At 45.7% G+C, this 20,867-nt stretch carries 25 protein-coding genes; 20 read left to right on the top strand and 5 right to left on the bottom strand.

Annotation, left to right across the window (positions count from 1 at the left end; genetic code table 11):
• Positions 1-189 precede the first annotated feature (189 nt).
• From HWY38_RS00990 to HWY38_RS00975, 4 genes are all read left to right on the top strand, one after another.
• The gene (locus tag HWY38_RS00990) at positions 190-426 is read left to right on the top strand and encodes a YuzB family protein (RefSeq protein ID WP_007408721.1); all 237 of its coding nucleotides are present in this window, start codon (positions 190-192) and stop codon (positions 424-426) included.
• A 134-nt stretch (positions 427-560) separates the two neighbouring features.
• Positions 561-1,778 (top strand): NupC/NupG family nucleoside CNT transporter, encoded by a 1,218-nt coding sequence (locus tag HWY38_RS00985; protein WP_012118346.1) that lies wholly within the window; start codon positions 561-563, stop codon positions 1,776-1,778.
• A 123-nt stretch (positions 1,779-1,901) separates the two neighbouring features.
• Positions 1,902-2,756, top strand: coding sequence for a diaminopimelate epimerase (gene dapF / locus HWY38_RS00980; RefSeq protein ID WP_224181091.1), 855 nt, complete (start codon positions 1,902-1,904; stop codon positions 2,754-2,756).
• A 76-nt stretch (positions 2,757-2,832) separates the two neighbouring features.
• Positions 2,833-3,195, top strand: coding sequence for a HesB/IscA family protein (locus HWY38_RS00975; RefSeq protein WP_032876743.1), 363 nt, complete (start codon positions 2,833-2,835; stop codon positions 3,193-3,195).
• Positions 3,196-3,337: 142 nt separating this feature from the next.
• Here HWY38_RS00975 and HWY38_RS00970 read toward each other — a convergent pair whose 3' ends face one another.
• Complete coding sequence (locus HWY38_RS00970; protein WP_224181090.1) at positions 3,338-4,099, bottom strand: SDR family oxidoreductase; 762 nt, start codon at positions 4,097-4,099, stop codon at positions 3,338-3,340.
• 368 nt (positions 4,100-4,467) lie between these two features.
• On the opposite strand from HWY38_RS00970, the gene HWY38_RS00965 reads away from it, so the two are divergent.
• The 7 genes from HWY38_RS00965 to HWY38_RS00935 all read left to right on the top strand — a co-directional run bounded on the left by HWY38_RS00965 (position 4,468) and on the right by HWY38_RS00935 (position 9,444).
• Entirely contained in the window at positions 4,468-5,013 is a 546-nt protein-coding gene (locus HWY38_RS00965; protein WP_411908464.1) for a GNAT family N-acetyltransferase, read from the top strand.
• A 258-nt stretch (positions 5,014-5,271) separates the two neighbouring features.
• Positions 5,272-5,844, top strand: a complete 573-nt coding sequence (locus HWY38_RS00960) for a hypothetical protein (RefSeq protein WP_007613520.1) — start codon at positions 5,272-5,274, stop codon at positions 5,842-5,844.
• A gap of 67 nt (positions 5,845-5,911) precedes the next feature.
• A complete protein-coding gene (locus HWY38_RS00955; protein WP_003151973.1) occupies positions 5,912-6,247 on the top strand; it encodes an uberolysin/carnocyclin family circular bacteriocin in 336 nt (111 codons plus the stop codon).
• An 82-nt stretch (positions 6,248-6,329) separates the two neighbouring features.
• Entirely contained in the window at positions 6,330-7,985 is a 1,656-nt protein-coding gene (locus HWY38_RS00950) for a hypothetical protein (protein WP_053285180.1), read from the top strand.
• Positions 7,978-8,682: an ABC transporter ATP-binding protein gene (locus tag HWY38_RS00945; protein WP_224181088.1), complete on the top strand. Its 705-nt coding sequence runs from the start codon at positions 7,978-7,980 to the stop codon at positions 8,680-8,682. The genes HWY38_RS00950 and HWY38_RS00945 overlap by 8 nt, the downstream gene beginning before the upstream one ends.
• A complete protein-coding gene (locus HWY38_RS00940) occupies positions 8,679-9,206 on the top strand; it encodes a stage II sporulation protein M (protein WP_224181087.1) in 528 nt (175 codons plus the stop codon). Before HWY38_RS00945 ends, HWY38_RS00940 begins: the two co-directional genes overlap by 4 nt.
• Positions 9,207-9,222: 16 nt before the next feature.
• A complete protein-coding gene (locus HWY38_RS00935; protein ID WP_003151978.1) occupies positions 9,223-9,444 on the top strand; it encodes a DUF5970 family protein in 222 nt (73 codons plus the stop codon).
• A 62-nt stretch (positions 9,445-9,506) separates the two neighbouring features.
• Here HWY38_RS00935 and guaC read toward each other — a convergent pair whose 3' ends face one another.
• Complete coding sequence (guaC, locus tag HWY38_RS00930; RefSeq protein WP_033574902.1) at positions 9,507-10,487, bottom strand: GMP reductase; 981 nt, start codon at positions 10,485-10,487, stop codon at positions 9,507-9,509.
• Between the two features lie 215 nt (positions 10,488-10,702).
• On the opposite strand from guaC, the gene HWY38_RS00925 reads away from it, so the two are divergent.
• Positions 10,703-10,846, top strand: a complete 144-nt coding sequence (locus tag HWY38_RS00925; RefSeq protein WP_224181086.1) for a hypothetical protein — start codon at positions 10,703-10,705, stop codon at positions 10,844-10,846.
• Between the two features lie 38 nt (positions 10,847-10,884).
• Here the strand turns inward: HWY38_RS00925 and yumC are convergent, their stop codons facing one another.
• A complete protein-coding gene (gene yumC, locus HWY38_RS00920) occupies positions 10,885-11,880 on the bottom strand; it encodes a ferredoxin--NADP reductase 2 (protein ID WP_224181085.1) in 996 nt (331 codons plus the stop codon).
• A gap of 311 nt (positions 11,881-12,191) precedes the next feature.
• On the opposite strand from yumC, the gene HWY38_RS00915 reads away from it, so the two are divergent.
• From HWY38_RS00915 to HWY38_RS00900, 4 genes are all read left to right on the top strand, one after another.
• The gene (locus HWY38_RS00915; protein ID WP_007408709.1) at positions 12,192-13,412 is read left to right on the top strand and encodes an NAD(P)/FAD-dependent oxidoreductase; all 1,221 of its coding nucleotides are present in this window, start codon (positions 12,192-12,194) and stop codon (positions 13,410-13,412) included.
• A gap of 173 nt (positions 13,413-13,585) precedes the next feature.
• Entirely contained in the window at positions 13,586-13,711 is a 126-nt protein-coding gene (locus tag HWY38_RS00910) for a YuiA family protein (protein WP_007408708.1), read from the top strand.
• Positions 13,712-13,779: 68 nt separating this feature from the next.
• A complete protein-coding gene (locus tag HWY38_RS00905) occupies positions 13,780-14,100 on the top strand; it encodes a YuiB family protein (protein WP_224181084.1) in 321 nt (106 codons plus the stop codon).
• A gap of 100 nt (positions 14,101-14,200) precedes the next feature.
• Positions 14,201-14,842 carry a 3D domain-containing protein gene (locus HWY38_RS00900; RefSeq protein WP_032876757.1) on the top strand — a complete coding sequence of 214 codons (642 nt, stop codon included), beginning with the start codon at positions 14,201-14,203 and terminating at the stop codon, positions 14,840-14,842.
• 29 nt (positions 14,843-14,871) lie between these two features.
• Here the strand turns inward: HWY38_RS00900 and HWY38_RS00895 are convergent, their stop codons facing one another.
• Complete coding sequence (locus tag HWY38_RS00895) at positions 14,872-15,348, bottom strand: divergent PAP2 family protein (RefSeq protein WP_224181083.1); 477 nt, start codon at positions 15,346-15,348, stop codon at positions 14,872-14,874.
• A 147-nt stretch (positions 15,349-15,495) separates the two neighbouring features.
• Between HWY38_RS00895 and HWY38_RS00890 the strand changes: the two genes are divergently transcribed.
• Positions 15,496-16,986, top strand: coding sequence for a leucyl aminopeptidase (locus HWY38_RS00890; RefSeq protein ID WP_224181082.1), 1,491 nt, complete (start codon positions 15,496-15,498; stop codon positions 16,984-16,986).
• Between the two features lie 132 nt (positions 16,987-17,118).
• Positions 17,119-18,447 (top strand): Na+/H+ antiporter NhaC family protein, encoded by a 1,329-nt coding sequence (locus HWY38_RS00885; RefSeq protein WP_224181081.1) that lies wholly within the window; start codon positions 17,119-17,121, stop codon positions 18,445-18,447.
• A 46-nt stretch (positions 18,448-18,493) separates the two neighbouring features.
• On the opposite strand, the gene HWY38_RS00880 is transcribed toward HWY38_RS00885, so the two are convergent.
• Positions 18,494-19,087 (bottom strand): biotin transporter BioY, encoded by a 594-nt coding sequence (locus HWY38_RS00880; RefSeq protein ID WP_003151994.1) that lies wholly within the window; start codon positions 19,085-19,087, stop codon positions 18,494-18,496.
• A 99-nt stretch (positions 19,088-19,186) separates the two neighbouring features.
• Between HWY38_RS00880 and HWY38_RS00875 the strand changes: the two genes are divergently transcribed.
• Together HWY38_RS00875 and HWY38_RS00870 are read left to right on the top strand one after the other, a co-directional pair.
• A complete protein-coding gene (locus tag HWY38_RS00875; RefSeq protein ID WP_224181080.1) occupies positions 19,187-19,783 on the top strand; it encodes a sulfite oxidase-like oxidoreductase in 597 nt (198 codons plus the stop codon).
• Positions 19,784-19,958: 175 nt separating this feature from the next.
• Positions 19,959-20,828: an alpha/beta hydrolase gene (locus HWY38_RS00870; protein ID WP_224181079.1), complete on the top strand. Its 870-nt coding sequence runs from the start codon at positions 19,959-19,961 to the stop codon at positions 20,826-20,828.
• Positions 20,829-20,867: the final 39 nt, after the last annotated feature.

The raw sequence follows: 20,867 nt of genomic DNA, 5'->3' as shown, positions 1-20,867 counted from the left end.
AATTATATCGAATTTGATCTAAAACCACAATAATAGTTTTAAAATAACCTACAAATTGACCAGAAAACACGTAATAGTAAAACCTTTAACCTGAATTAATATGTTACGATAACATTGAGCGTGAAACCGGATCTTTGACGAATAGAGGAAATTCCGTTAGGATAAGGTACATATGTGAGGTGAAACCGCATGAATCCGATGATTGAATTCTGTGTCAGCAATTTAGCGCGCGGTTCCCAGGAAGCACTTGAGATCTTAGAGAAGGATCCGAACTTGGACGTGCTTGAATATGGCTGTTTAAGCTATTGCGGGAAATGCATGGAGTCCCTGTTCGCCCTGGTCAACGGCGAAGTGGTCACGGGAGGCACGCCTGCTGAACTGGTTGACAACATATATACATTCATAGAAGAAAATCCGATGTTTTAATCAGAGGCTCCGAACGGGGTCTCTTTTTTATTGCGCCCCGGGTTTTGGCAAAATAAAAAATTTGTAGACAGCAAAAATAAATATTGTTATCTTAATAAAGACTTTTTTTAAATAAAATTTTAGAGGTGGATTCATTGAATATCGTTTGGGGGCTGCTCGGGGCAGTTGCTATATTAGCCATTGCTTTTTTGTTATCAGAGAAGAAAAGCAAAATTAACCTGCGAACCGTCATTGTCGGTTTATGTTTACAAATGGCCTTCGGATTCATCGTATTAAAGTGGGACGCCGGCCGGGCCGTATTTTTATGGTTCTCAAGCCGTGTGCAGCTTCTCATTGATTATGCGAACGAAGGCATCAGCTTTATTTTTGGCCCGCTGTTAAAAGTGGGCAGCAGCCCGGCTTTTGCGCTGAGCGTTCTGCCGGTCATTATCTTTTTCTCAGCGCTGATTGCCGTTTTGTATCACTTGAAAATCATGCAGCTCATCTTTCGCGTCATCGGAGGCGGACTGTCAAAACTTCTTGGGACAAGCAGAACGGAATCGCTTGCGGCGGCTGCGAATATTTTTGTCGGACAGTCTGAATCACCGCTTGCCATTAAACCGCTGATTGCGGGATTGACCCGTTCCGAGCTGTTTACGATTATGACGAGCGGCCTTTCGGCTGTAGCGGGTTCGACGCTTTTCGGTTACGCCCTGTTAGGCATTCCGATCGAATACTTGCTGGCGGCCAGCTTTATGGCGGCTCCCGCCGGTCTCGTGTTCGGAAAAATTTTAATACCTGAAACGGAAAAAACGCAGACGATAAAAGGCGATTTTAATATGGACGAAGAAGGCGAAGGCGCCGCTAACGTGATTGATGCAGCGGCAAAAGGCGCGTCCACTGGCCTTCAGATTGCTTTAAATGTCGGCGCCATGCTGCTTGCGTTTGTCGCGCTCATCGCCGTAGTGAACGGAATTCTCGGCGGAATCGGCGGCTGGTTCGGTTTCAAACATATTACATTAGAATCCATTCTCGGTTACGTGTTTTCGCCGATCGCATTTGTAATCGGCGTTCCTTGGCATGAAGCGCTCGGAGCGGGAAGCTATATCGGACAGAAACTTGTGCTGAATGAGTTTGTCGCTTATTCAAACTTCGGTCCGCATATTGCGGACTTTTCTAAAAAAACGTCTACGATTATCAGCTTTGCGCTGTGCGGATTTGCCAACTTCTCTTCGATTGCGATTATGCTCGGCACACTGGGCGGTTTGGCCCCAAGCCGCCGTTCGGACATTGCGCGCCTCGGATTAAGAGCGGTTATTGCGGGAACACTCGCAAACCTTCTCAGCGCGGCGATTGCCGGCATGTTTATTTAGTAAACGATAAAAGCTCCCTGCATATGCAGGGAGCTTTTATGTATGAAAAACGGGGGATATTTGTATTGTGTCCGAGCAGAAGAGCTTTTATACTAAGTAAAAGAAAAAAAGTTGGAGGCCGATATGAATTCATTCCGTTTTACCAAGATGCACGGTCTTGGAAACAGTTATATATATGTAAATCAATTTGAAGAACAGCTGCCGGAAGAACGGCTGGCTGAGATTGCCGTTAAAGTGTCCAGCATTCACACGGGCATCGGCTCTGACGGAATGATCCTCATCTGTCCGTCAGAAAAAGCGCCCGTCAAAATGCGGATTTTTAATAATGACGGCTCAGAAGGGAAAAATTGCGGCAACGGCCTTCGCTGTGTGGCAAAGTACGCATACGAACATAAGCTGACAGAAGAAACGTCCTTTTTCATTGAGACGCTTTCAGGTCTTGTGAAAGCAGACATTACAGAGGGCAACGGGATTGTGCGTGAAGTCGCCGTTGATATGGGCGAACCGCGGCTCACCAAAAAAGAGCTGCCGATGCTCGGCAATGAAGATGAACGGACGATCGATGAAACCTTTGTTTTTGGAGAAACGGAGCTTTCCGGAACAGCCGTATCAATGGGAAACCCCCATATTGTTTTTCCGGTTGCGGATATCAATCAAGCGCCTCTTACAACGCTCGGTCCCGTCATTGAAAAAGACCCGAGATTTCCGGAAGGCGTCAATGTCGAATTTGTGGAAACCGTCAGCGCCGATGAACTTCATTTCCGCGTATGGGAACGCGGCTCCGGCATTACACAGGCTTGCGGAACAGGCGCCTGTGCGGCGGCTGTCGCATCCGTATTGAACGGTGTTTCTGAACGAAACCGGGATATCACTGTTCATTTAGCGGGAGGCGACCTTGTGATTAATTGGCAGGATAACGGGCATGTGCTGATGACGGGACCCGCCGAAACCGTATGCAGCGGCGTCTTTTATTTGTAAACAGCTCGTTTGAGAAATACTCTCCTCAAGGTTTATAATAGATACTAGCATCGTTTTTAAAAAAGGAGGTCTACCTATGATTGTTCCAGTAACCATCACTGAAGCAGCGGCTTTGCATATAAAAGATATGATGAAAGAGCATGAAGAAGAAAACGCGTTTCTCCGTGTGGGCGTAAAAGGCGGCGGCTGTAGCGGCCTGTCTTACGGAATGGGATTTGAGCACGAAAAAGGCGAAAAAGACAGTATGTTTGAACAGCACGGAATCACCGTTTTGGTCGACAGCGAAAGCCTTGATATTATGACCGGCACGATCATTGACTTCAAACAGTCCATGATGGGCGGCGGTTTCACTATTGACAACCCGAATGCCATCGCTTCCTGCGGCTGCGGATCTTCTTTCCGCACGGCCAAAAACGCCGGTACGCCGGAAGAGTGCTAAGGGTCAACCCGCTATTCTTAGGATGAAAAAATATGACGTCTTTCTTTTCGATGGCGCTTCCACCATTGTTAAGAAAGGCGTTTATCTGTTTAATAAAAATAAAACCCGCTCAACAGAAGCGGGTTTTCCTTTTTCAAAGAGGTTATTCAATTGTATGTTTCATCGCATTGTACATATTTGCCGTATGTTCATCGGCTTTATCCCGTGGCATGCGCAGCCGTTCGACTGAAGAACCATACCCGATTTCTTGTTTGCCCTCTTTCAGTCCTTTAAAAATCCCATCAGCGAATTCATCCAGCGGTTCTCCTTGAGTATGCAGCCCTGCTCCGCCTAAATCTGTATTCACCGCCGGAGGCGCAACTTCAATCATTTCTACAGATGAATCAGAAAGCTGATGTCTCAAACTCATTGTAAATGAATGAAGCGCCGCTTTCGTTGCTGAATAGATCGGTGCAATGGCAAGCGGTGTAAAAGCCAATCCCGAAGAGATGTTAATGACAGCCGCATCTTCTTTTCCGGCAAAAAACGGAGCGAACAGCATAGACAGGTGGAAGGGAGCTTCAATGTTCGTTGTGATTTCTTTATTGAAATAGTCCCAATTGTCTTTCGCATCCGCTTTCAGCACATGAAAACGTTGTTGAATCCCCGCGTTGTTGACTAACACATTCACTTCCGGATAGTTCTCTGTCACCCAATCAAACAGTGATATACGTTCAGATGGAATGCTCAAATCACTGACATATGTAATAAGATCCGGGAATGTTTCCTTTGCTTTTTGAAGAGCGTGCTCACGCCGTCCGGTCACGATGACTTTATTTCCCGCTTTTAAAAACCGTTCTGCGAAAGCCAATCCTATTCCGGCATTTCCGCCTGTAATCAGTATTGTGTTTCCCGTCAGTTTCATATTATCTCCTCTTTTCCGATTGTTTTTACATTTCTTTGTCAACATTTCAGCTTTGATCCAATCAATATATTCATCCCGCAAATAGGCATGAAATAAGACAGCAGTGATTCTGTAAAATTGATTTTTAGATCATCGGGAAACCCGCCAAAGCTATTCTTTCCTTGTCACAATATGATGATACGGCTTAAAGCACGGTTTAAGTCAACAAAAGAACCTTGTGATTCCGTTTCGGTTACTCACATCAGACATAGGCACGAAAGGAAAGGTGAATGTGAAGTCTTGGAATTTTCTTGATGCGATAAAGCGTACCGTATAACATGGGTGAGAGACAATTAAAAAACGTTTCTGATCAAAACAAAAGGACGGCGATGCATGTGCAGGAAGGAAACAGCATTGATATCAGGCCGCTCAGCCTGAATGATGCAGAGCAGGAGCTGGTTTTGCAGACGGAAAACCGCATGTTTTTTGAACGGTTTGCCATGTCGAGACAAGAGGATTTTTATACGCTGGAAGGCCGGAAAAAACGAATTGAACAATCACTGAAGAATGCGGAAAATGAAACAGAATACAGCTTCGGCATTTTTCTTCAGGATCAGACCCTGATTGGCACGATCAGCCTTTTTCAGGTGGTTCGGGGTTCTCTCCAAAGCGCTTTCATCGGTTACTTTTTAGATGGTGAACATAACGGAAAAGGCTATGCGACGAAGGCTGTCAAGCTGGCAGTCGATTATGCATTCAATGAGCTGAAATTGCATCGGATAGAAGCCGGAGTCATGCCGCACAATAAGGCGTCAATCCGGGTGCTCGAAAAAGCTGGCTTTCATAAAGAAGGCATTGCGAGAAAAAATGTAAAAATAAATGGAAAATGGGAAGATCATCAGGTGCTGGCGATCATACATCCGGAGGATACATGACGATATCCTCCTTTTTTACACCCTGCGTCTCTTTCGACAGGTTCTTCCTAAAACTTCAAATCAACGGTTCAAATCATACTATTTGCAAATTCGAAAAAAAATAAAGGGTACATAGCATCAAAAACTATGAAAGATGTGCTCTTTGTCAACACGTTCTAAAGTCATATTTTTCGAAAGGATATTGATTTTTTGATAGGATTAAACTAAATTGTAAAAGTATAGAATAGTTAATTTATTTTGTAAGAAAAGGATGATAATATGATAGGTCAATTGAGCAATAAAAAAATATTTTTAAGTTCTTTTTTCATCATTTTGATCTGTTCATTACTCTTCCAATTCAGTATTTCAGATAAAGTTCTGCAGTCGTATTATTCTTCCGTCGGAGAAAGTACCTATGATATCGGGGAGAAAAGTGTTCGTACGATTGTCATGTTTCTGCAAGGGTTTATGATCTTCACAACTTTTGTGGAAATTCTGATAGGCGGATTTCTGTTATTCGTTGCCGCTTTTATTCTCGGTACAAAAAAACCGAAAAAAATATATTTGCTTCTATATACACTGACTTCTTTAATCTCGGCATTTAAAATGTTGATTCTTTCAGTTGTTAATTACTTAACGGCTGATTCCTCGCTTATATATTCTGCCGGCGGCACCAGCTTGAGTCTGCAGCTGCTGGACCCATTTCTGCTCATATCAATCGCGGCTCTTTATGCTGCCGCAGGAAAACTGACCGATCTCAGTAAAGGCAAGAGAATCATTTTGACTGGATGTTTTGTTTTACTAAAACTCTTTACTATTTTCTTAAACTATTTTATGGCGGATAAAATTTAGCTCGGGAGAGAGTCAATTAAGCTGAATTTTATTATAAATTAAAAAAACAGAGTAGGGAGATGTTATGATGAACTTAGTAAAATCTAATAAAAAGTCTTTCATTTTGTTTGGCGCGGCTCTTGCTGCAGCAACATTGGTTTATGCACTATTATTAACGGGAACTGAATTAAACGTGGCGGCGGCTCATGCATTCTCAGCCAATGCTGAATTAGCTTCAACTCTCGGCATCTCTACAGCAGCAGCTAAAAAAGCAATTGATATTATTGATGCGGCATCAACAATTGCTTCTATCATTTCTCTTATCGGTATCGTTACAGGCGCAGGCGCGATTTCTTATGCAATCGTTGCAACAGCAAAAACAATGATTAAGAAATACGGCAAAAAATACGCAGCTGCTTGGTAAAATCGATCAATAAATAATTGCTCTTTTTGTACAAGCTGCAAAAAGAGCCTCTCTCCCAAATACATATGTAAGGATTGAAAGTATGATAGTCAAACAAATTGCGGCTCTTATCAAATATAATACCCTGTCATCGTTTCGAAAAAGAAAGGAAGATTGGGGCATTCCTCAACTCAACAGCAAACTGCTGTCTGCCATTATTATTTCTCTGTTATGTTTATATCTCGTTTTCCTGGGATGCGGTGTTGTATTCGGAACAAAACTGATTCAGCTGCCCCTCAGCGCATGGGGGCAATTTGTTTTAATCGCCGTTTCACTTGAGCAGCTTTTTTGGGCTGCCGGCTTCTTTAAAGAACATCACAATGCCTTTCTGCTGGATACGCGTAAGGTCATTCATCAATTAAAAAAGGTGCGTTTTTTACAGCTGTTTTCTGTTTTTGCCGGCCAGGCGATCAAAAAAACCATTTTCGTATGGTATCTTTTTGTTTTTCCGGTCTTTTTATTTTTATCAAGCGCAGGCATGACCGGGTCTGCGGCGATCATCGTATTTTTCTTGGGCTTCGTTTATTTTCTTCTCAATTTATTTTTATCTATGCTGTTTTCTTATGTTGTTTATCTTCTTACAAATATGTGGAGCAAATTGTTTTACTTGAAAATCATGAAAGGCATTTTATTCAGCGTCAGCCTGCTGGTTCCGCTTGCAGTTGGGTATGCCGTTTATCTTCTCGTGTTTGGGGAGTATACCGCAAAGGATCTTTCAAGCTTTACGGAGTCACCGGCTTTCCGGAACATCCTCATGAATACGCCGTATGTATGGTTAGCATTCCGCTCACATTCCGTGCTCGTTTTCGCTGCGGTGTTTGCGGCCGCCGTCCTTTTAACGGCGGGGATGTTTAAACTGTGGTCGGCCACCCTGAAGAAAATGGACCTTATTCCATATATGTTTTTGACAAACGCAGATTTTGCGCCAAAGCTGAAATTATATAGAAATAACAAAATATTTCATGCCGTTTTTCAAAAGGATCTGCTGTTCTTATCGAGAATTGATGGGTTTTTTATCAGGAACTTCGGCAGTATGCTGTATTTGTTCATGCTGTTTTTAGGTTTTTGTATTCCGCTTTTATCGCATCACTTTATCGGGTATTCGGCAGCCGCCATCGTGTCTGCGGCGGTTATCATTGCGAACTTTTCGTATCAGCTCGTCGGAGATGCGCTCAAAACAGTATTGTCAGTTGACGGCGAAATAAAAAACCAGCATTTGTTTCACCGGAATATTAAACATGCGTGGCAGCTGGTATTTCCGAAAGTATGTATTTATAATCTCGCCGCTCTTATCTATTCGTTCATCATCACCATTTTGATTACGGTGTTTTTTCCGTCTTCCGCGGCACTGACGATTTACTTGTTTATTGTGTTTTTATGTTCGGGTTTTTTATACAGTCTTGTCCAGATTTCAAGCACCGCCTTGTATCCTAAGAAAAACTGGGAGCATCTGTACGAAATTGGAGAAGCGGGGAAAGCAAAGACATATAACAACTTATACAGTTCTTTCATTTTCATTGTGTCGCTTCAAATCGCTGCGATCACGTCGTATTTTATCTATAAAAAGCCGGAACTTGAAACGATGCTTATTCATTCGGCATCAGGTATTTTTGTCCTGTTCACACTATTAAACTATGGAGTCATGTTTCTGTTTCTTCGCAGAATCAATATGGCGGAAAGGTTTGCGAACAATGATTAAATTAGTGAATATACAAAAAAACTATAGTGAAAAACAGGTGTTGAAAGATATTTCGTTTGAGGTGAAAAAAGGCTCAATCTATGCTTTGCTGGGGACTAATGGAGTCGGGAAAACAACGACTTTGAAAATCATTTCGGGCCTGCTTAAACCGACTTCAGGCCGCGTCATGATTGACGGCAAGGAACTGGATTCAGAAGAGAGGGGGCAAATATCGGCTGATATCGGTTTTGTGCCCGACCATGCTTTTTTATATGATTACTTAACGGGAGTCGAATACTTGCGTTTTACAGCGGAGATGTTTCAAGTGCCGTCTCAGCGGACAAATGATTATATAAAGAATATGTTAGAGACGCTGCAGCTTGCTCAAGACGGAAATCAGCTGATTAAAACATATTCACATGGAATGAAACAAAAATTATCAATTGCCGCCGCGCTCATTCATCAGCCAAAGATATTAATTCTTGACGAGCCGCTGACGGGCATTGATTTAATCAGCGGTAAAACGATACGGACGTTATTAAAGGAGTACGTCAAGCAGGGAAATACGGTCCTGTTATCGACTCACCTGCTGGAGCTGGCGCATTCGCTGTGCGATACGATCGGTATTATACATGAAGGCGTTTTTGCGGCGGAGTATCAGTCATCCGAGCATTCATTAGAAGAGATTGAAGAATTGGCTGAGAGTATCTATACATGATGAACCGCATGTTGCCGGCAATCAGAACATCCGCCATTCCGTTAACCGCGTCATTGCTGTTTTTTTCAGGCGGTGTGATCGCTGCGTTTTTTTCCGATCACTTTGTTTCAACCGCGTCTTACAACGGCTCATCAGGCGCGGTTGAACTGCTGAAAAACAATGCAATCGCTTGTCTGTTTTTAGCCGCGGGTTTTTTTACCTTTGGGTTGACCTCAATCTTTTATTTATTCACAAACGGGTTTATTTTAAGCGGCTCTATTATAGAAAATCTGCATAGCGGGGTTCCTTTTTATCAGATTTTTTTACTGCTAATTCCTCATGGTATATTTGAAGTTCCCGCGTTATTATTAAGTGGCGCCATTGGTTTTAAGGGCGTTGAATTGGTCATCAGGCTGTGTTTTTCTAAGGAAAAAAAGATAATGGTTTCAATGTTCAGGCATATTGGAATATTGGTGCTGCTTATTATTTGTCTGCTGATCGCCGCTGCCGTTATTGAAGCTTACATCACACCAATTTTTAAGTAAAAGGGGCAGAAATCATATGAGAAGTAAATTATCATTAATCGGTGTGCCGATTGTTATGATTATCGGTTATATCATTTCTTTATCCTTTGAGTGGCTGTTTCCTGTTCTTACTTTTGGGGTGGCAGGACTATATCTCTTTATATTTGCTCCGGTGCAAAATAAATTCATTCGTTACATCTTTTTGTTTATTTTTGTGATTAATCTGTTAGCCAGTGCGGCTCTTTATTTCGGTATTTAATAAAAAAATGACATTCAATATGAATGTCATTTTTTTTTATCTTCGAGCGGCTCTGCTGCATGTTAAAATCTGTCGCCGTTGAAAATAGAGTTTTTTACGATTACATAGTCGACATTACGGATGGCTTCGAGTGTATTGCCGCCGGCGTAAGAGATGGAAGATTGCAGATCCTGCTCCATTTCAACCAGCGTGTCCTGCAAAGACCCTTTATGTTCGACATGCATTTTTTTGCCCTCGACGTTTTTCTTTTCGCCTTTTTGAAATTCAGAAGCGGAGCCGAAATATTCTTTGTACAGCTTGCCGTCGATTTCGATCGTTTGGCCCGGTGATTCTTCGTGGCCGGCGAATAATGATCCGATCATGACCATAGATGCGCCGAAACGGATGGATTTCGCGATATCGCCGTGCGTGCGGATGCCGCCGTCGGCTATGATCGGTTTGCTCGCCGCTTTTGCGCACCAGCGAAGCGCGGCTAATTGCCATCCGCCGGTTCCGAAGCCGGTTTTAATCTTTGTGATGCAGACTTTCCCGGGGCCGATTCCCACTTTTGTCGCGTCGGCGCCCGCGCGTTCCAGCTCCCTTACGGCTTCAGGCGTCCCGACATTCCCTGCGATGACAAAGCTTTCCGGGACATGTTCTTTAATAAATTGAATCATGCTGATCACGGCATTGGAATGGCCGTGCGCGATATCAATGGTAATATAATCCGGCACAAGCTCCTGTGCTTTCAGCTCCCGGATGAATTCATAATCATTTTCCTTCACGCCGACACTGATGGAAGAAATCAGTCCGCGCGCTTTCATATCCCGGACAAAAGCCAGGCGTTTTTCCGGCTCGAAGCGGTGCATGATATAAAAATACCCGTTTTCCGCGAGCCAGGCCGCGATGTTTTCATCTATAATTGTCTGCATGTTGGCCGGCACAACCGGAAGTTTAAACGTGTGTCCGCCCAATGTAACTGATGTATCACATTCAGATCGGCTGTCCACAATGCATTTTGCAGGAATCAGCTGAATATCTTCGTAATCAAATACATTTTCCATATATAACACCCCTAAAAGCGAATAATATAATTAAATAAAATTAAAATGTTCGTCTTTTTATAATGTACTTTGTTTTGTCAGGAATGTCAAATGATTTCATGCTGCCTCATATCCGGTCAGCTTGTCATCCATTTGCAGTTTGGTTATCATAGTAGTATTGGGTGTTGTAAGATTTGTTACGATAGATAGATTTGCAGAAGAAGGGAGGGGCCGGTGTGGAACACAAACAGCCCGGGCACAGCCCGAAAGCCCAGAAAATTCAGGACCGGATTATTTTAGGCACGATTTGGGCCGTGTCGGCGCTTGTCATTGCGCTTGTTGTCGGAACCGTCATGAATTATATTTGGATGTTTAAATAAAAAAGAGTCTGTGCCGGTATGACACAGACTCTTTTTTATTATTTTTCAAACATGCTTGTAGAATGCAGAGGCTGGACGCGCGCTTTCGGGTCCATGTAAGCCTTCGCGTTGTTCACGGCTGTCGGAGCTTCGCCGAAACCGCTGGCGATCAGCTTGACCTTGCCTTCATATGTGCAGATATCTCCGGCGGCAAAGAAGCCTTCGATATTCGTTTCCATTGTGCTTTTGACGACGATGGAATTTTTCTCGATTTCAAGGCCCCAGTTTTTAATCGGGCCGAGAGAAGAAACAAAGCCGTAGTTTACGATCAGGTCATCAATTTCAATGATTTCTATACGGTCGCCTTTCACTTCTTCGAGAACGAGCTGTTCGATCCGGTCTTCACCGACAAGTTCAGCGGGAACAAACGGTGTCAGCACGTTGACTTTAGAATTATGCAGGTTTTCGACACTGTGCTCATGCGCGCGGAATTTATCACGGCGGTGGATGATGCTGACTTCTTTGGCGATCGGCTCAAGCATGAGCGCCCAGTCAACCGCGGAATCGCCGCCGCCCAGAACGGCAACGCGTCTGCCTGCGAATTGATTGAGGTCGTCAATGAAGTAGTGCAGGTTTTTGCCCTCATATTGTTCCGCTGATTCCAGCTCAAGCTTTCTCGGCTTAAACGCGCCGTTTCCCGCGGTGATAATAACCGTTTTTGAATAATGTGTTTCTGAATTCGTGACAAGCTTAAACACACCGTCCGCCTGTTTTTCAACAGATTCAACGGCCTGCTCTAAGCAGATGGTCTGATCGAACTTTGCCATTTGCTCTTTTAAGTTGTTCACAAGTTCCTGGGCGCGGATTTTCGGGAATCCGGCTACATCATAAATATATTTTTCAGGGTACAGCGCGCTGAGCTGGCCGCCAAGCTGAGGCAGGCTCTCGATGATTTTGACGCTCGCCTGTCTCATTCCCCCGTAAAAAGCGGTAAACAGGCCGACCGGGCCGCCGCCGATGACCGTAATATCATAAACCTTTGAATCCTCTTGCATACCAAATTGCCTCCTAATTGAAAATTGTTATTAATTATAACATACAATTTAAAAGGATGACGAGTGCCGAAAACCGCCCGGCCGCTTCATTCTTGAAAAAAATTGCGGCCGCCGCTAATATGGGGACAAATTCCAATCTGTTTTTTCCTGAATGTTTTCTGATTCTTCCGGATAGTATGGTGATATGCAGACATGTGCGGTTTTCTAAAAAATTTTATATTTCATTTCATAAAATCCCGCCAATAAGCTGAAGCTAATACAAATGTTGATTTGATTATGCGTCTAACAGCAAAAAAAAGAAGGTGGATGTGATGGCATTGAATAAACCCAAAATCGTGGTTTTAGGTGCAGGTTATGGTGGATTAATGACAGTAACAAGGCTTCCGAAGCATATCGGGGCAAATGACGCTGACATTACTTTGGTCAATAAACACAATTATCATTATGAAACGACATGGATGCATGAAGCGAGCGCAGGAACACTGCATCATGACCGCTGCAGATATCAAATAAAAGATGTAATCAATGAATCACGGGTCAAATTTGTGCAGGATACCGTAAAAGCGATAGATGTGCAAAATAAAAAGGTGACGCTTTCACAAGGGGACATCCCTTATGATTATCTCGTCATCGGGCTTGGTGCCGTCCCTGAAACATTCGGGATTAAAGGCTTAAAAGAATTCGCTTTTCCGATCGCGAATATTAATACGTCGCGCCAGCTGAAAGACCATATTGAGCTCCAATTTGCGACATACAATACGGAGGCCGAAAAACGCCCTGACCGCTTAACCATCGTTGTCGGCGGAGCGGGCTTTACGGGAATTGAATTTCTCGGTGAGCTTGCGAACCGCAAGCCGGAGTTATGCAGATATTATGATATAGATGAAAGTCTCGTCCGGATCGTCTGTGTCGAGGCAGCCCCGACGGTTTTGCCGGGATTTGATCCGGAGCTTGTCGATTACGCCGTTCAATACCTTGAGAGCAAAGGCGTTGAATTTAAAATCGGCACCGCGGTTCAAGAATGCCGCGCAGACGGTGTCACAGTCGGCAAGAAAGATGAAGAGCCGGAAGAAATCAAATCGCAGACCGTTGTCTGGGCGGCGGGCGTGCGCGGACATCCGATCGTGGAGGAAGCGGGTTTTGAAAATATGCGCGGCCGTGTCAAGGTCAACCCTGATCTTCGGGCGCCGGGACATGATGACGTTTTTATACTCGGCGACAGCTCGCTCTTTATCAATGAAGAGACGGAACGGCCGTACCCGCCGACTGCTCAGATCGCGATGCAGCAAGGAGAAACGGTCGCCAAAAATCTGGGCGGTTTGATTAAAGGAGGCCAGCTTGAAGAGTTCAAGCCTGACATTAAAGGAACCGTCGCCTCCCTCGGTGAGCATAACGCCGTCGGAGTCGTATACGGCAGGAAGCTCAAAGGCATGCCGGCGTCCTTTATGAAAAAGGTCATTGACAACCGATCGCTCTTTATGATCGGCGGGCTGGGCCTGACGCTGAAAAAAGGGAAGTTTAAATTCTTCTGAAAACCCGCGGCCGCGGGTTTTCTCTTCTTTTAAAAAAGAGCGCTATAAAAAGCATGTAAAAGAAAAAAATGAATGTTTCCGCTTACATGAGTTGTTTTGTTACATATTCTGACTTGGTGCTTGACAAGTAAATATGATATATTATCAGAAAATTAAGAAAAAGGGTGATCCGCATGAAAACGACAGCAAAAAGCACGGCGGCGTGTCCGTTCTGCTCAGGTAAAGGGTATTTTCAATTGCTTCTTGGCGGCTCCGAAACATGTCCCTCCTGCCAGGGAAGCGGCAAAGAGAGACGATGATTTTTCCAGACGTTGACTTTTTTACCGCCCCCGAGGTACACTGAAAGTGCTGTAGGGGGTGGATGTTTGTGATTAGTTTGCCGGTTGTCCTGATCTCAATCGTACTATTTTTTGTACTGTTTTTCGGCATAGGCTTTCTGTTGAACATGCTGCTTAGAATGTCGTGGATTATGGCTGTTGTCTATCCGATTGTATGCCTTTTCATTATCAGCAATCAAAAGATGATCAGTTACGTGCAGGCGCCGGGGGAATCCTTTCAAAGCCTGTTTCAGCGTATCATGTCATTAGCGGTTGCGGATGTCGTGATTTTGGCGGGCGGACTGGCGGGAGCCATCACGTCAGGCATTGCCATAAAGGCGCTCAGAAAAAGAGGATATCAAATGTTTTAAGCCGCTTTCTTATTTGAGAAAGCTTTTTTTGTGTCGCGGCGCTTTTTGTATAGCACCTCACCGAGTTGGGAACAATGACTCGGAGGAGAGTGATTTCAGATTGACGATAATCAGACGCGTATTCATGATCGTACTTTTTTTGGGTGCATGCCATGCGACATACTTTTCCATAACCGGTGTTGAAGCAAAGGATCTGACAAACTGGATGACCGAGCATCGCGGCGCCGTTTTGAAAAACATGGGCACTCCGTTTCAATCCTTACAGAATCAGCCGGAAAAGAAGGCATCAGGCAGGATAAAACCGCTGGAAGAAGCTTTTGACTGGGAACGCTATCCCTCACATAAGGTGACGGCCACCGGTTATACCGCCGGAGCGGAATCTACCGGAAAATCTCCGGGTCATCCGCAGTACGGAATTACATATTCAGGCGTGAAGGTCAAACGCGATTTATATTCAACTGTTGCGGCCGATCCGTCTGTTTTCCCGATCGGGACGATTCTGTTTATACCGAATTACGGTTACGGGGTTGTCGCCGATACCGGCTCAAAAATTAAAGGCAGCCGCCTTGACCTCTACTTTGACACCGTCAAGGACGTCTATAACAATTGGGGCAAAAAAACACTTGAGGTCTACATGATTAAAAAAGGGAACGGCACAGTGACCGAGGACGAACTTGTAAAGCTGAACGAAACAAAGTCGATGCAAGTGTTCAGAAATCAATACAAAACGGTAAAAGAATAAAAACGCTTCAGCATCCGCTGAAGCGTTTTTTACATAAAGAGATAATCTAAAATCAATGTCAGCACAATACCGGTGACGCCGCCGAAGAACACTTCAATCGGCTGATGGCCGAGCAGTTCTTTCAGTTTCTTCTGTTTTTCCTTCTCTTCCGCTTTCTGAAAGTCCTTCGCTTCGCTGACAAACCGATTAAAGTCGATGACCAGTTTATTAATGACCGTCGCCTGTTCACCCGCATGCCGCCTGACACCTGTAGCGTCGAACATCGTAATGACGGCGAAAATCGCGGCGACTGCAAACAGGGACGAGTCCAGCCCCTGTTGCAAAGCGACTCCGGTTGACAGCGCAGTGACGGCGGCGGAATGGGAGCTCGGCATGCCGCCGGTGCTCGTCACAAGAGACCAGTCAAGTTTTTTGGATACGATAAATTGAATAGGCACTTTTACAACTTGGGCAAAAATAATGGCGGCAAAACTCGCCAGTAAAGGAAAATTCATAAGTACATCCATATGCGACATCCTTTCTGTATCTGCTGATTCCAATCGTATCGAAAAACTGCAGAAAACGCCCTTAGTTTGGTAAAATAAAATCAATGAAAAATGTTTTTTCATTATACCACTTTACATAACAAATACCCACATAAGGAGTGTGTACTCATGTTTTATGCATCTGATCAACTGCGGCATCCCGAAACACTGGTCATCGGTCTTTTTCAAAAAAGCACGCTGAACGGATTTACGAAGGAATTGGATGATAAATTGGACGGTCATCTGACCCAGCTGTTAAAGGATGGTGATGTGTCCGCCAAACGCAATCGTGTATCAAAAGTATACCCTCCGGCTCCGACCGGTATTAAACGTATTTATTTTATCGGCCTGGGAAGAGAAGCGGATTATTCGTTTGAAGATACGAAAGAATGCTTTGCACGAGTATTTCAGCAGATTCATCAAGATAAAAAACAGGAAGTATCTGTTTTGCTCGATACATTCGTCTCCGGTGAAGTGCCTGCCGCCGATGCCGCTCATGCGCTTTCAGAAAGCTGTCTGCTTGCGGTTTACGAAGTGCAGGATTATAAACATAAATCGAATGAGCCGGATCAGGAACTGAAATCAGTCTGCGCCGTGACCGAAGAAGACCTGAGGGAAGTGCAGGCCGGCCTGAACGTCGGCGCGGCATACGGCCAAGGGACGAATTCAGCCCGCACGCTTGTAAATATGCCGGGTAATATGCTGACGGCCACCGATTTGGCGTCATATGCCGCTGAGCTGGCGGCAAAATACGATTTTGAGTGTGAAATTTTAGAAAAAGATGAAATGGAAGAGCTCGGCATGGGCGGGCTGCTTGCAGTTAACAAGGGCTCATCCGAACCGCCGAAAATGATCGTTCTGAAGTATCAGGGCAAAGATCAGTGGGAAGACGTCATCGGCCTGGTCGGTAAAGGAATTACCTTTGATACGGGCGGATATTCAATTAAGCCGAAAACCGGCATCGTCGGCATGAAAAGCGATATGGGAGGAGCCGCTTCGGTATTGGGCGCGATGGAGATTATCGGCGAACTGCGGCCTGAACAAAACGTGCTCGCTGTCATACCGTCTACGGACAACATGATTTCGTCCGATGCGATGAAGCCGGATGATGTCATCGTTTCGCTCAGCGGAAAAACCATTGAGATTCTGAACACCGATGCGGAAGGGCGTCTCGTGCTTGCCGACGGCATCACATACGCCAAGCAGCACGGAGCCTCTGTCCTCGTAGACGTCGCAACGTTAACGGGCGGTGTCATTGTCGCCTTAGGAAACGAAATGACGGGCGCCATGACCAATCACGCCGCGTTTTATGAACAGGTGGCGGAATCGGCGAAAGAATCCGGCGAGCCGATCTGGCAGCTTCCGATTACAGAAAAGGATAAAAAACGGGTGAGAAACAGTCAGATGGCTGATTTGAACAATTCTCCGGGAAGAGAAGGCCACGCGATTATGGCGGGGGCATTCATTGGTGAATTCGCGGAAAACACGCCGTGGGTTCATCTCGATATTGCGGGAACCGCGACGGCGAATAAAGCGACATGCTTCGGCCCTGCCGGCGCAACAGGCGTCATGGCAAGGACGTTGGCTGTTTTGACTGAGCGCTTTACGCCCGAAAGATAACAGCATCCCGCTGCCTTGATGCAGCGGGTTTTTTGATTTCCAAAATCTTTAGTTGACTAAAGCGCAGAATATATGTTAACTTTAATTATCTACTACATTAGCAAACTAAAGGATTTTTGGAGGGACTCATCAATGAATGCTGTTGTTGTCGCAGTATTGCTTATGCTCGTCTTAAGCCTGCTGCGTGTCAATATTATTATAGCTTTAATGATCGGCGCGCTTGCCGGCGGGCTGACCGGCGGCTTAGGCCTCGGAGAGACGGTGAAGGCTTTTACGGACGGTCTCGGCGGAAATGCCACCGTCGCGGTCAGCTACGCGCTGCTCGGAGCATTTGCCGCGGCGCTGACAAAGACGGGGCTTCCCGATGCAATGGTGGAAGCGTCTGTCAAACTAATCGGAAAAAAGGAAGATTCGCGGAAAAAAGCACTGTCAAAAGTGTTAATCGTACTGATTATTTTAATCATATCCTGTTTCTCGCAAAACGTGGTGCCCGTTCACATTGCGTTTATTCCTGTATTGATTCCGCCGCTTTTAAAAATATTTAACGAACTTGAAATGGACCGCAGACTGATCGCGTGTGTGATGACATTCGGACTGACTGCGCCGTATATCGTTCTGCCTGTCGGTTTCGGACAGATTTTCCAGGGGATGCTGAGAGATAATATGGCGTCAGCCGGTTTAAAGGTGCCGCTCAGTGATATCCCGTTTGCTTTAATCATCCCGACGGCCGGGATGGCGGTCGGTTTAATTTTAGCCGTCATCGTCTTCCGGAAACCGAAGAAATATGAGACGAAGGAGATTGCCGGACTATCGTCTTCTCCTTATACGAAAAAAAGCATTGCCATCGCCCTGATCTCCATTGCCGTGTCGCTTGCCGTTCAGCTTTATCTGTCCCAGGTGCTCGGAGTGGAAGGTATGATCATGGGCGCGCTTGCCGGCTTGTTTACGCTGTTTATCAGCGGAGTTATGAAACGCAATGAAGCGGATAAGCTGATCACGGACGGCATGATTCTGATGGCTTTTATCGGGTTTGTCATGCTTGTTGCGGCCGGTTTTTCAAATGTATTGAATAAAACGGGCGATGTGGCTTCCTTGGTCAAAGCGTCAACAGGATGGATCGGCCACAGCCAATCAGTAGGCGCGCTCCTGATGCTGATCGTCGGTTTATTAATCACGATGGGAATCGGGTCATCATTTGCAACCGTACCCGTCATTACGACCATATTCGTTCCGCTGTGCGCTCAGCTCGGATTCAGCCCGATGGCGACGGTCGCGATAATCGGAGCGGCTGCGGCTGTCGGTGATGCGGGTTCTCCTGCAAGTGACAGTACGCTCGGGCCGACATCAGGCCTCAGCGCCGACGGCCAGCACCACCACATTTGGGATACGTGCGTACCGACATTTATTTTCTATAACATTCCGCTTGTGATATTCGGCTGGATTGCCGCACTTGTTCTGTAAAAAAAGGCTCCCGGAAAGGGGAGCCTTTTTTTATGCTGAGAACATCTTACGCCGGATTTCTGCTGAACCCCGTCGCTTTATGAATAGACCTGTAAACGGCAGGCGCGATTGATGCCAATAACAATGCTAAAATGATATCTTTTATGAAAAACCATATCATGTAAAACCAGGCCATTCCGTAGCTGATCGGAGCATGAAGCCATAATTTCAGCGCAATATACGTATAGGTCGTGCCAATGATATAAATGACGGCGGTACCGATCAAAGAGGCCCATGCATAATGCAGGCGGCCGGGTTTTTTTGTTTTTTCCAGCAGCCATCCGGCTGCAAATGCCGCCGGGATGTAAGCGAGAATAAATCCGCCGCTCTTTCCGATAAACGGCGCAAAGCCTGCTGAGAATTGGGCGAAAACAGGCGCCCCCGCGAGTCCGGCCAATGCGTATACCGTCATTGCGATGGCTGCCCGTCTGGCGCCGAGAAGCATCGCGGCTAACAGACAAAAGAAAGGCTGCAGCGATAACGGAATTCCCGCAACTTGCAAAAAAGGAGCCATTGATGTAATGTTGGCGCCGACGGCCATCAGTGCGGCAAACATGCCGATAAGCGCCATATCGCCCGCGCGAAGGTTGCGTTGTTTCATTTGTTTTTCCCCCTTACACTTGTACCAGATTAGCGTAATCGAAGGGTGATTGATTGTCAACAAAGATTTAATATAGGTTTACTAAATGGAGGGAGCCATATGTTTTTCGGGAAAACGAAACAAACAAAACATTCGGAACGGATTCCGCCAAACCAAAATGTCACAACGAAGTTTCCCGTGCTTCACGCCGGAAATGTTCCTTATTATGAAGATATGTCAAAATGGAACCTGCAGGTGTACGGGCTTGTTGACCGTCCTATGCTGTTAAGCTTTGAAGATATCAAAGCCTTTCCTGAAGCCGAAGTGAAAAATGATATTCATTGCGTCACGGGCTGGTCCCGTCTTGATAATATCTGGCAGGGCATACGCGCCAAAGACATCGCTGAGAAAGCGGGCGTGCACAAAGAAGCCGGTTTCGTCATTTTGCACGCTGAAGAGGGCTGGACGGCCAATCTGCCGCTTTCTGATTTTACGCGGGAGACATCCCTGCTGGCATATGCGCATAACGGCGAGCCGTTAACGCCAGAGCACGGCTATCCGCTCAGAGGCGTTTTCCCCCACCTTTATTTTTGGAAAAGCGCCAAATGGCTGCGCGGCATTCAGTTCACAAAGGAAAACCACCCCGGCTTTTGGGAGAAAAACGGCTACCATATGAGGGGAGACCCATGGAAGAATGAGCGCTTTACATGGGATTAAGCCCGTATCACTATATAGTTCTTAGGTACCTTATTGAAATAAGGTGCTTTTTTTATATCAAAAATCCATTGACTTTGTTTGGCAAAAAACCTATTATTTGAGGTGTCTTTTGATATTGAAAATCATTATCAATAAGCATAGATAAAGCAATTGCCGCAAAGGGGATGAACATATAATGGACGGAAAACAAATAAAGCGGGGTTTCACGCCGGCCGGCCGATACGCGGTTCCGGGCACAGAAGTAAGAGAAATGCGCTCTAAAGGAGGCCGTACGTATCGTATCTTTGTCTCTTTTCCTCAGGAAGAGCCGCCTGCATCCGGCTTCCCCGTCATATACCTGCTCGATGCGAATTCTGTGTTCGGCACAATGACCGAAGCTTTGCGGGTGCAAAGCCGACGGCCTGAAAAAACAGGCGTTGTTCCGGCGGTGATTGTCGGAATCGGCTACCCGACAGATCAGCCGTTTTCCGCCGAACGCCACAGTGATTTTACGATGCCGCTTTCTGAATCAGAACTGCCGGTGCATCCGCGCGGCGCGGCATGGCCCGAACAGGGAGGGGCGGAAGCATTTCTGGAGTTTATAGAAGAAGAAGTAAAGCCCGCGATGGAGCGGGATTATCCGATCGACAGAGGCAGGCAGACAATTTTCGGCCATTCGCTGGGCGGTCTTTTTGTGCTGCAAGTGCTTTTGACGAGGCCGGACATGTTTCAGACCTATGTTGCCGGGAGTCCGTCAATTCACTGGAACAAGCGTTTTATTCAGGAAAAAGCGGAACGTTTGTCAGACCGGCTCTCTGCGGAAAATCTTCAAGTCAGCGTATTGCTGGCTGCGGGAGAAATTGAAAAAACACATAAAAGCAGAATCCCGCAGCACGCAGAGACGCTGTACTCTTTATTATCGGGATTTGAAGATGATGGAGTCCGTGCTGAATACAGCGAGTTTGAAGGAGAGGGCCATATTTCTGTCCTGCCCGTTTTAATCAGCAGAGCCCTGCGTTTCTGCCTGAATCCGGGAGGGCCGCATACCCCGTATTCTCCCGCATGAGAAAAAACAGGCCCTTCGAACTAAATGCGGCTGATTCTA

The organism is Bacillus sp. KS1, assembly GCF_020075515.1.
GTDB classification, from domain to species: Bacteria; Bacillota; Bacilli; order Bacillales; family Bacillaceae; genus Bacillus; species Bacillus velezensis.
The sequence above is the reverse complement of the archived record's forward strand: the minus strand, read 5'-3'. Positions and strand labels throughout refer to the sequence as shown.

Bases quoted from the DNA above. Each gene is read 5' to 3' on its own strand.
- HWY38_RS00990 (WP_007408721.1), top strand. From the start codon at position 190: ATGAATCCGATGATTGAATTCTGTGTCAGCAATTTAGCGCGCGGTTCC.
- dapF (WP_224181091.1), top strand. From the start codon at position 1,902: ATGAATTCATTCCGTTTTACCAAGATGCACGGTCTTGGAAACAGTTAT.
- HWY38_RS00975 (WP_032876743.1), top strand. From the start codon at position 2,833: ATGATTGTTCCAGTAACCATCACTGAAGCAGCGGCTTTGCATATAAAA.
- HWY38_RS00970 (WP_224181090.1), bottom strand. From the start codon at position 4,099: ATGAAACTGACGGGAAACACAATACTGATTACAGGCGGAAATGCCGGA.
- HWY38_RS00965 (WP_411908464.1), top strand. From the start codon at position 4,468: ATGCATGTGCAGGAAGGAAACAGCATTGATATCAGGCCGCTCAGCCTG.
- HWY38_RS00960 (WP_007613520.1), top strand. From the start codon at position 5,272: ATGATAGGTCAATTGAGCAATAAAAAAATATTTTTAAGTTCTTTTTTC.
- HWY38_RS00955 (WP_003151973.1), top strand. From the start codon at position 5,912: ATGAACTTAGTAAAATCTAATAAAAAGTCTTTCATTTTGTTTGGCGCG.
- HWY38_RS00950 (WP_053285180.1), top strand. From the start codon at position 6,330: ATGATAGTCAAACAAATTGCGGCTCTTATCAAATATAATACCCTGTCA.
- HWY38_RS00945 (WP_224181088.1), top strand. From the start codon at position 7,978: ATGATTAAATTAGTGAATATACAAAAAAACTATAGTGAAAAACAGGTG.
- HWY38_RS00940 (WP_224181087.1), top strand. From the start codon at position 8,679: ATGATGAACCGCATGTTGCCGGCAATCAGAACATCCGCCATTCCGTTA.
- HWY38_RS00935 (WP_003151978.1), top strand. From the start codon at position 9,223: ATGAGAAGTAAATTATCATTAATCGGTGTGCCGATTGTTATGATTATC.
- guaC (WP_033574902.1), bottom strand. From the start codon at position 10,487: ATGGAAAATGTATTTGATTACGAAGATATTCAGCTGATTCCTGCAAAA.
- yumC (WP_224181085.1), bottom strand. From the start codon at position 11,880: ATGCAAGAGGATTCAAAGGTTTATGATATTACGGTCATCGGCGGCGGC.
- HWY38_RS00915 (WP_007408709.1), top strand. From the start codon at position 12,192: ATGGCATTGAATAAACCCAAAATCGTGGTTTTAGGTGCAGGTTATGGT.
- HWY38_RS00910 (WP_007408708.1), top strand. From the start codon at position 13,586: ATGAAAACGACAGCAAAAAGCACGGCGGCGTGTCCGTTCTGCTCAGGT.
- HWY38_RS00895 (WP_224181083.1), bottom strand. From the start codon at position 15,348: ATGGATGTACTTATGAATTTTCCTTTACTGGCGAGTTTTGCCGCCATT.
- HWY38_RS00890 (WP_224181082.1), top strand. From the start codon at position 15,496: ATGTTTTATGCATCTGATCAACTGCGGCATCCCGAAACACTGGTCATC.
- HWY38_RS00885 (WP_224181081.1), top strand. From the start codon at position 17,119: ATGAATGCTGTTGTTGTCGCAGTATTGCTTATGCTCGTCTTAAGCCTG.
- HWY38_RS00880 (WP_003151994.1), bottom strand. From the start codon at position 19,087: ATGAAACAACGCAACCTTCGCGCGGGCGATATGGCGCTTATCGGCATG.
- HWY38_RS00875 (WP_224181080.1), top strand. From the start codon at position 19,187: ATGTTTTTCGGGAAAACGAAACAAACAAAACATTCGGAACGGATTCCG.
- HWY38_RS00870 (WP_224181079.1), top strand. From the start codon at position 19,959: ATGGACGGAAAACAAATAAAGCGGGGTTTCACGCCGGCCGGCCGATAC.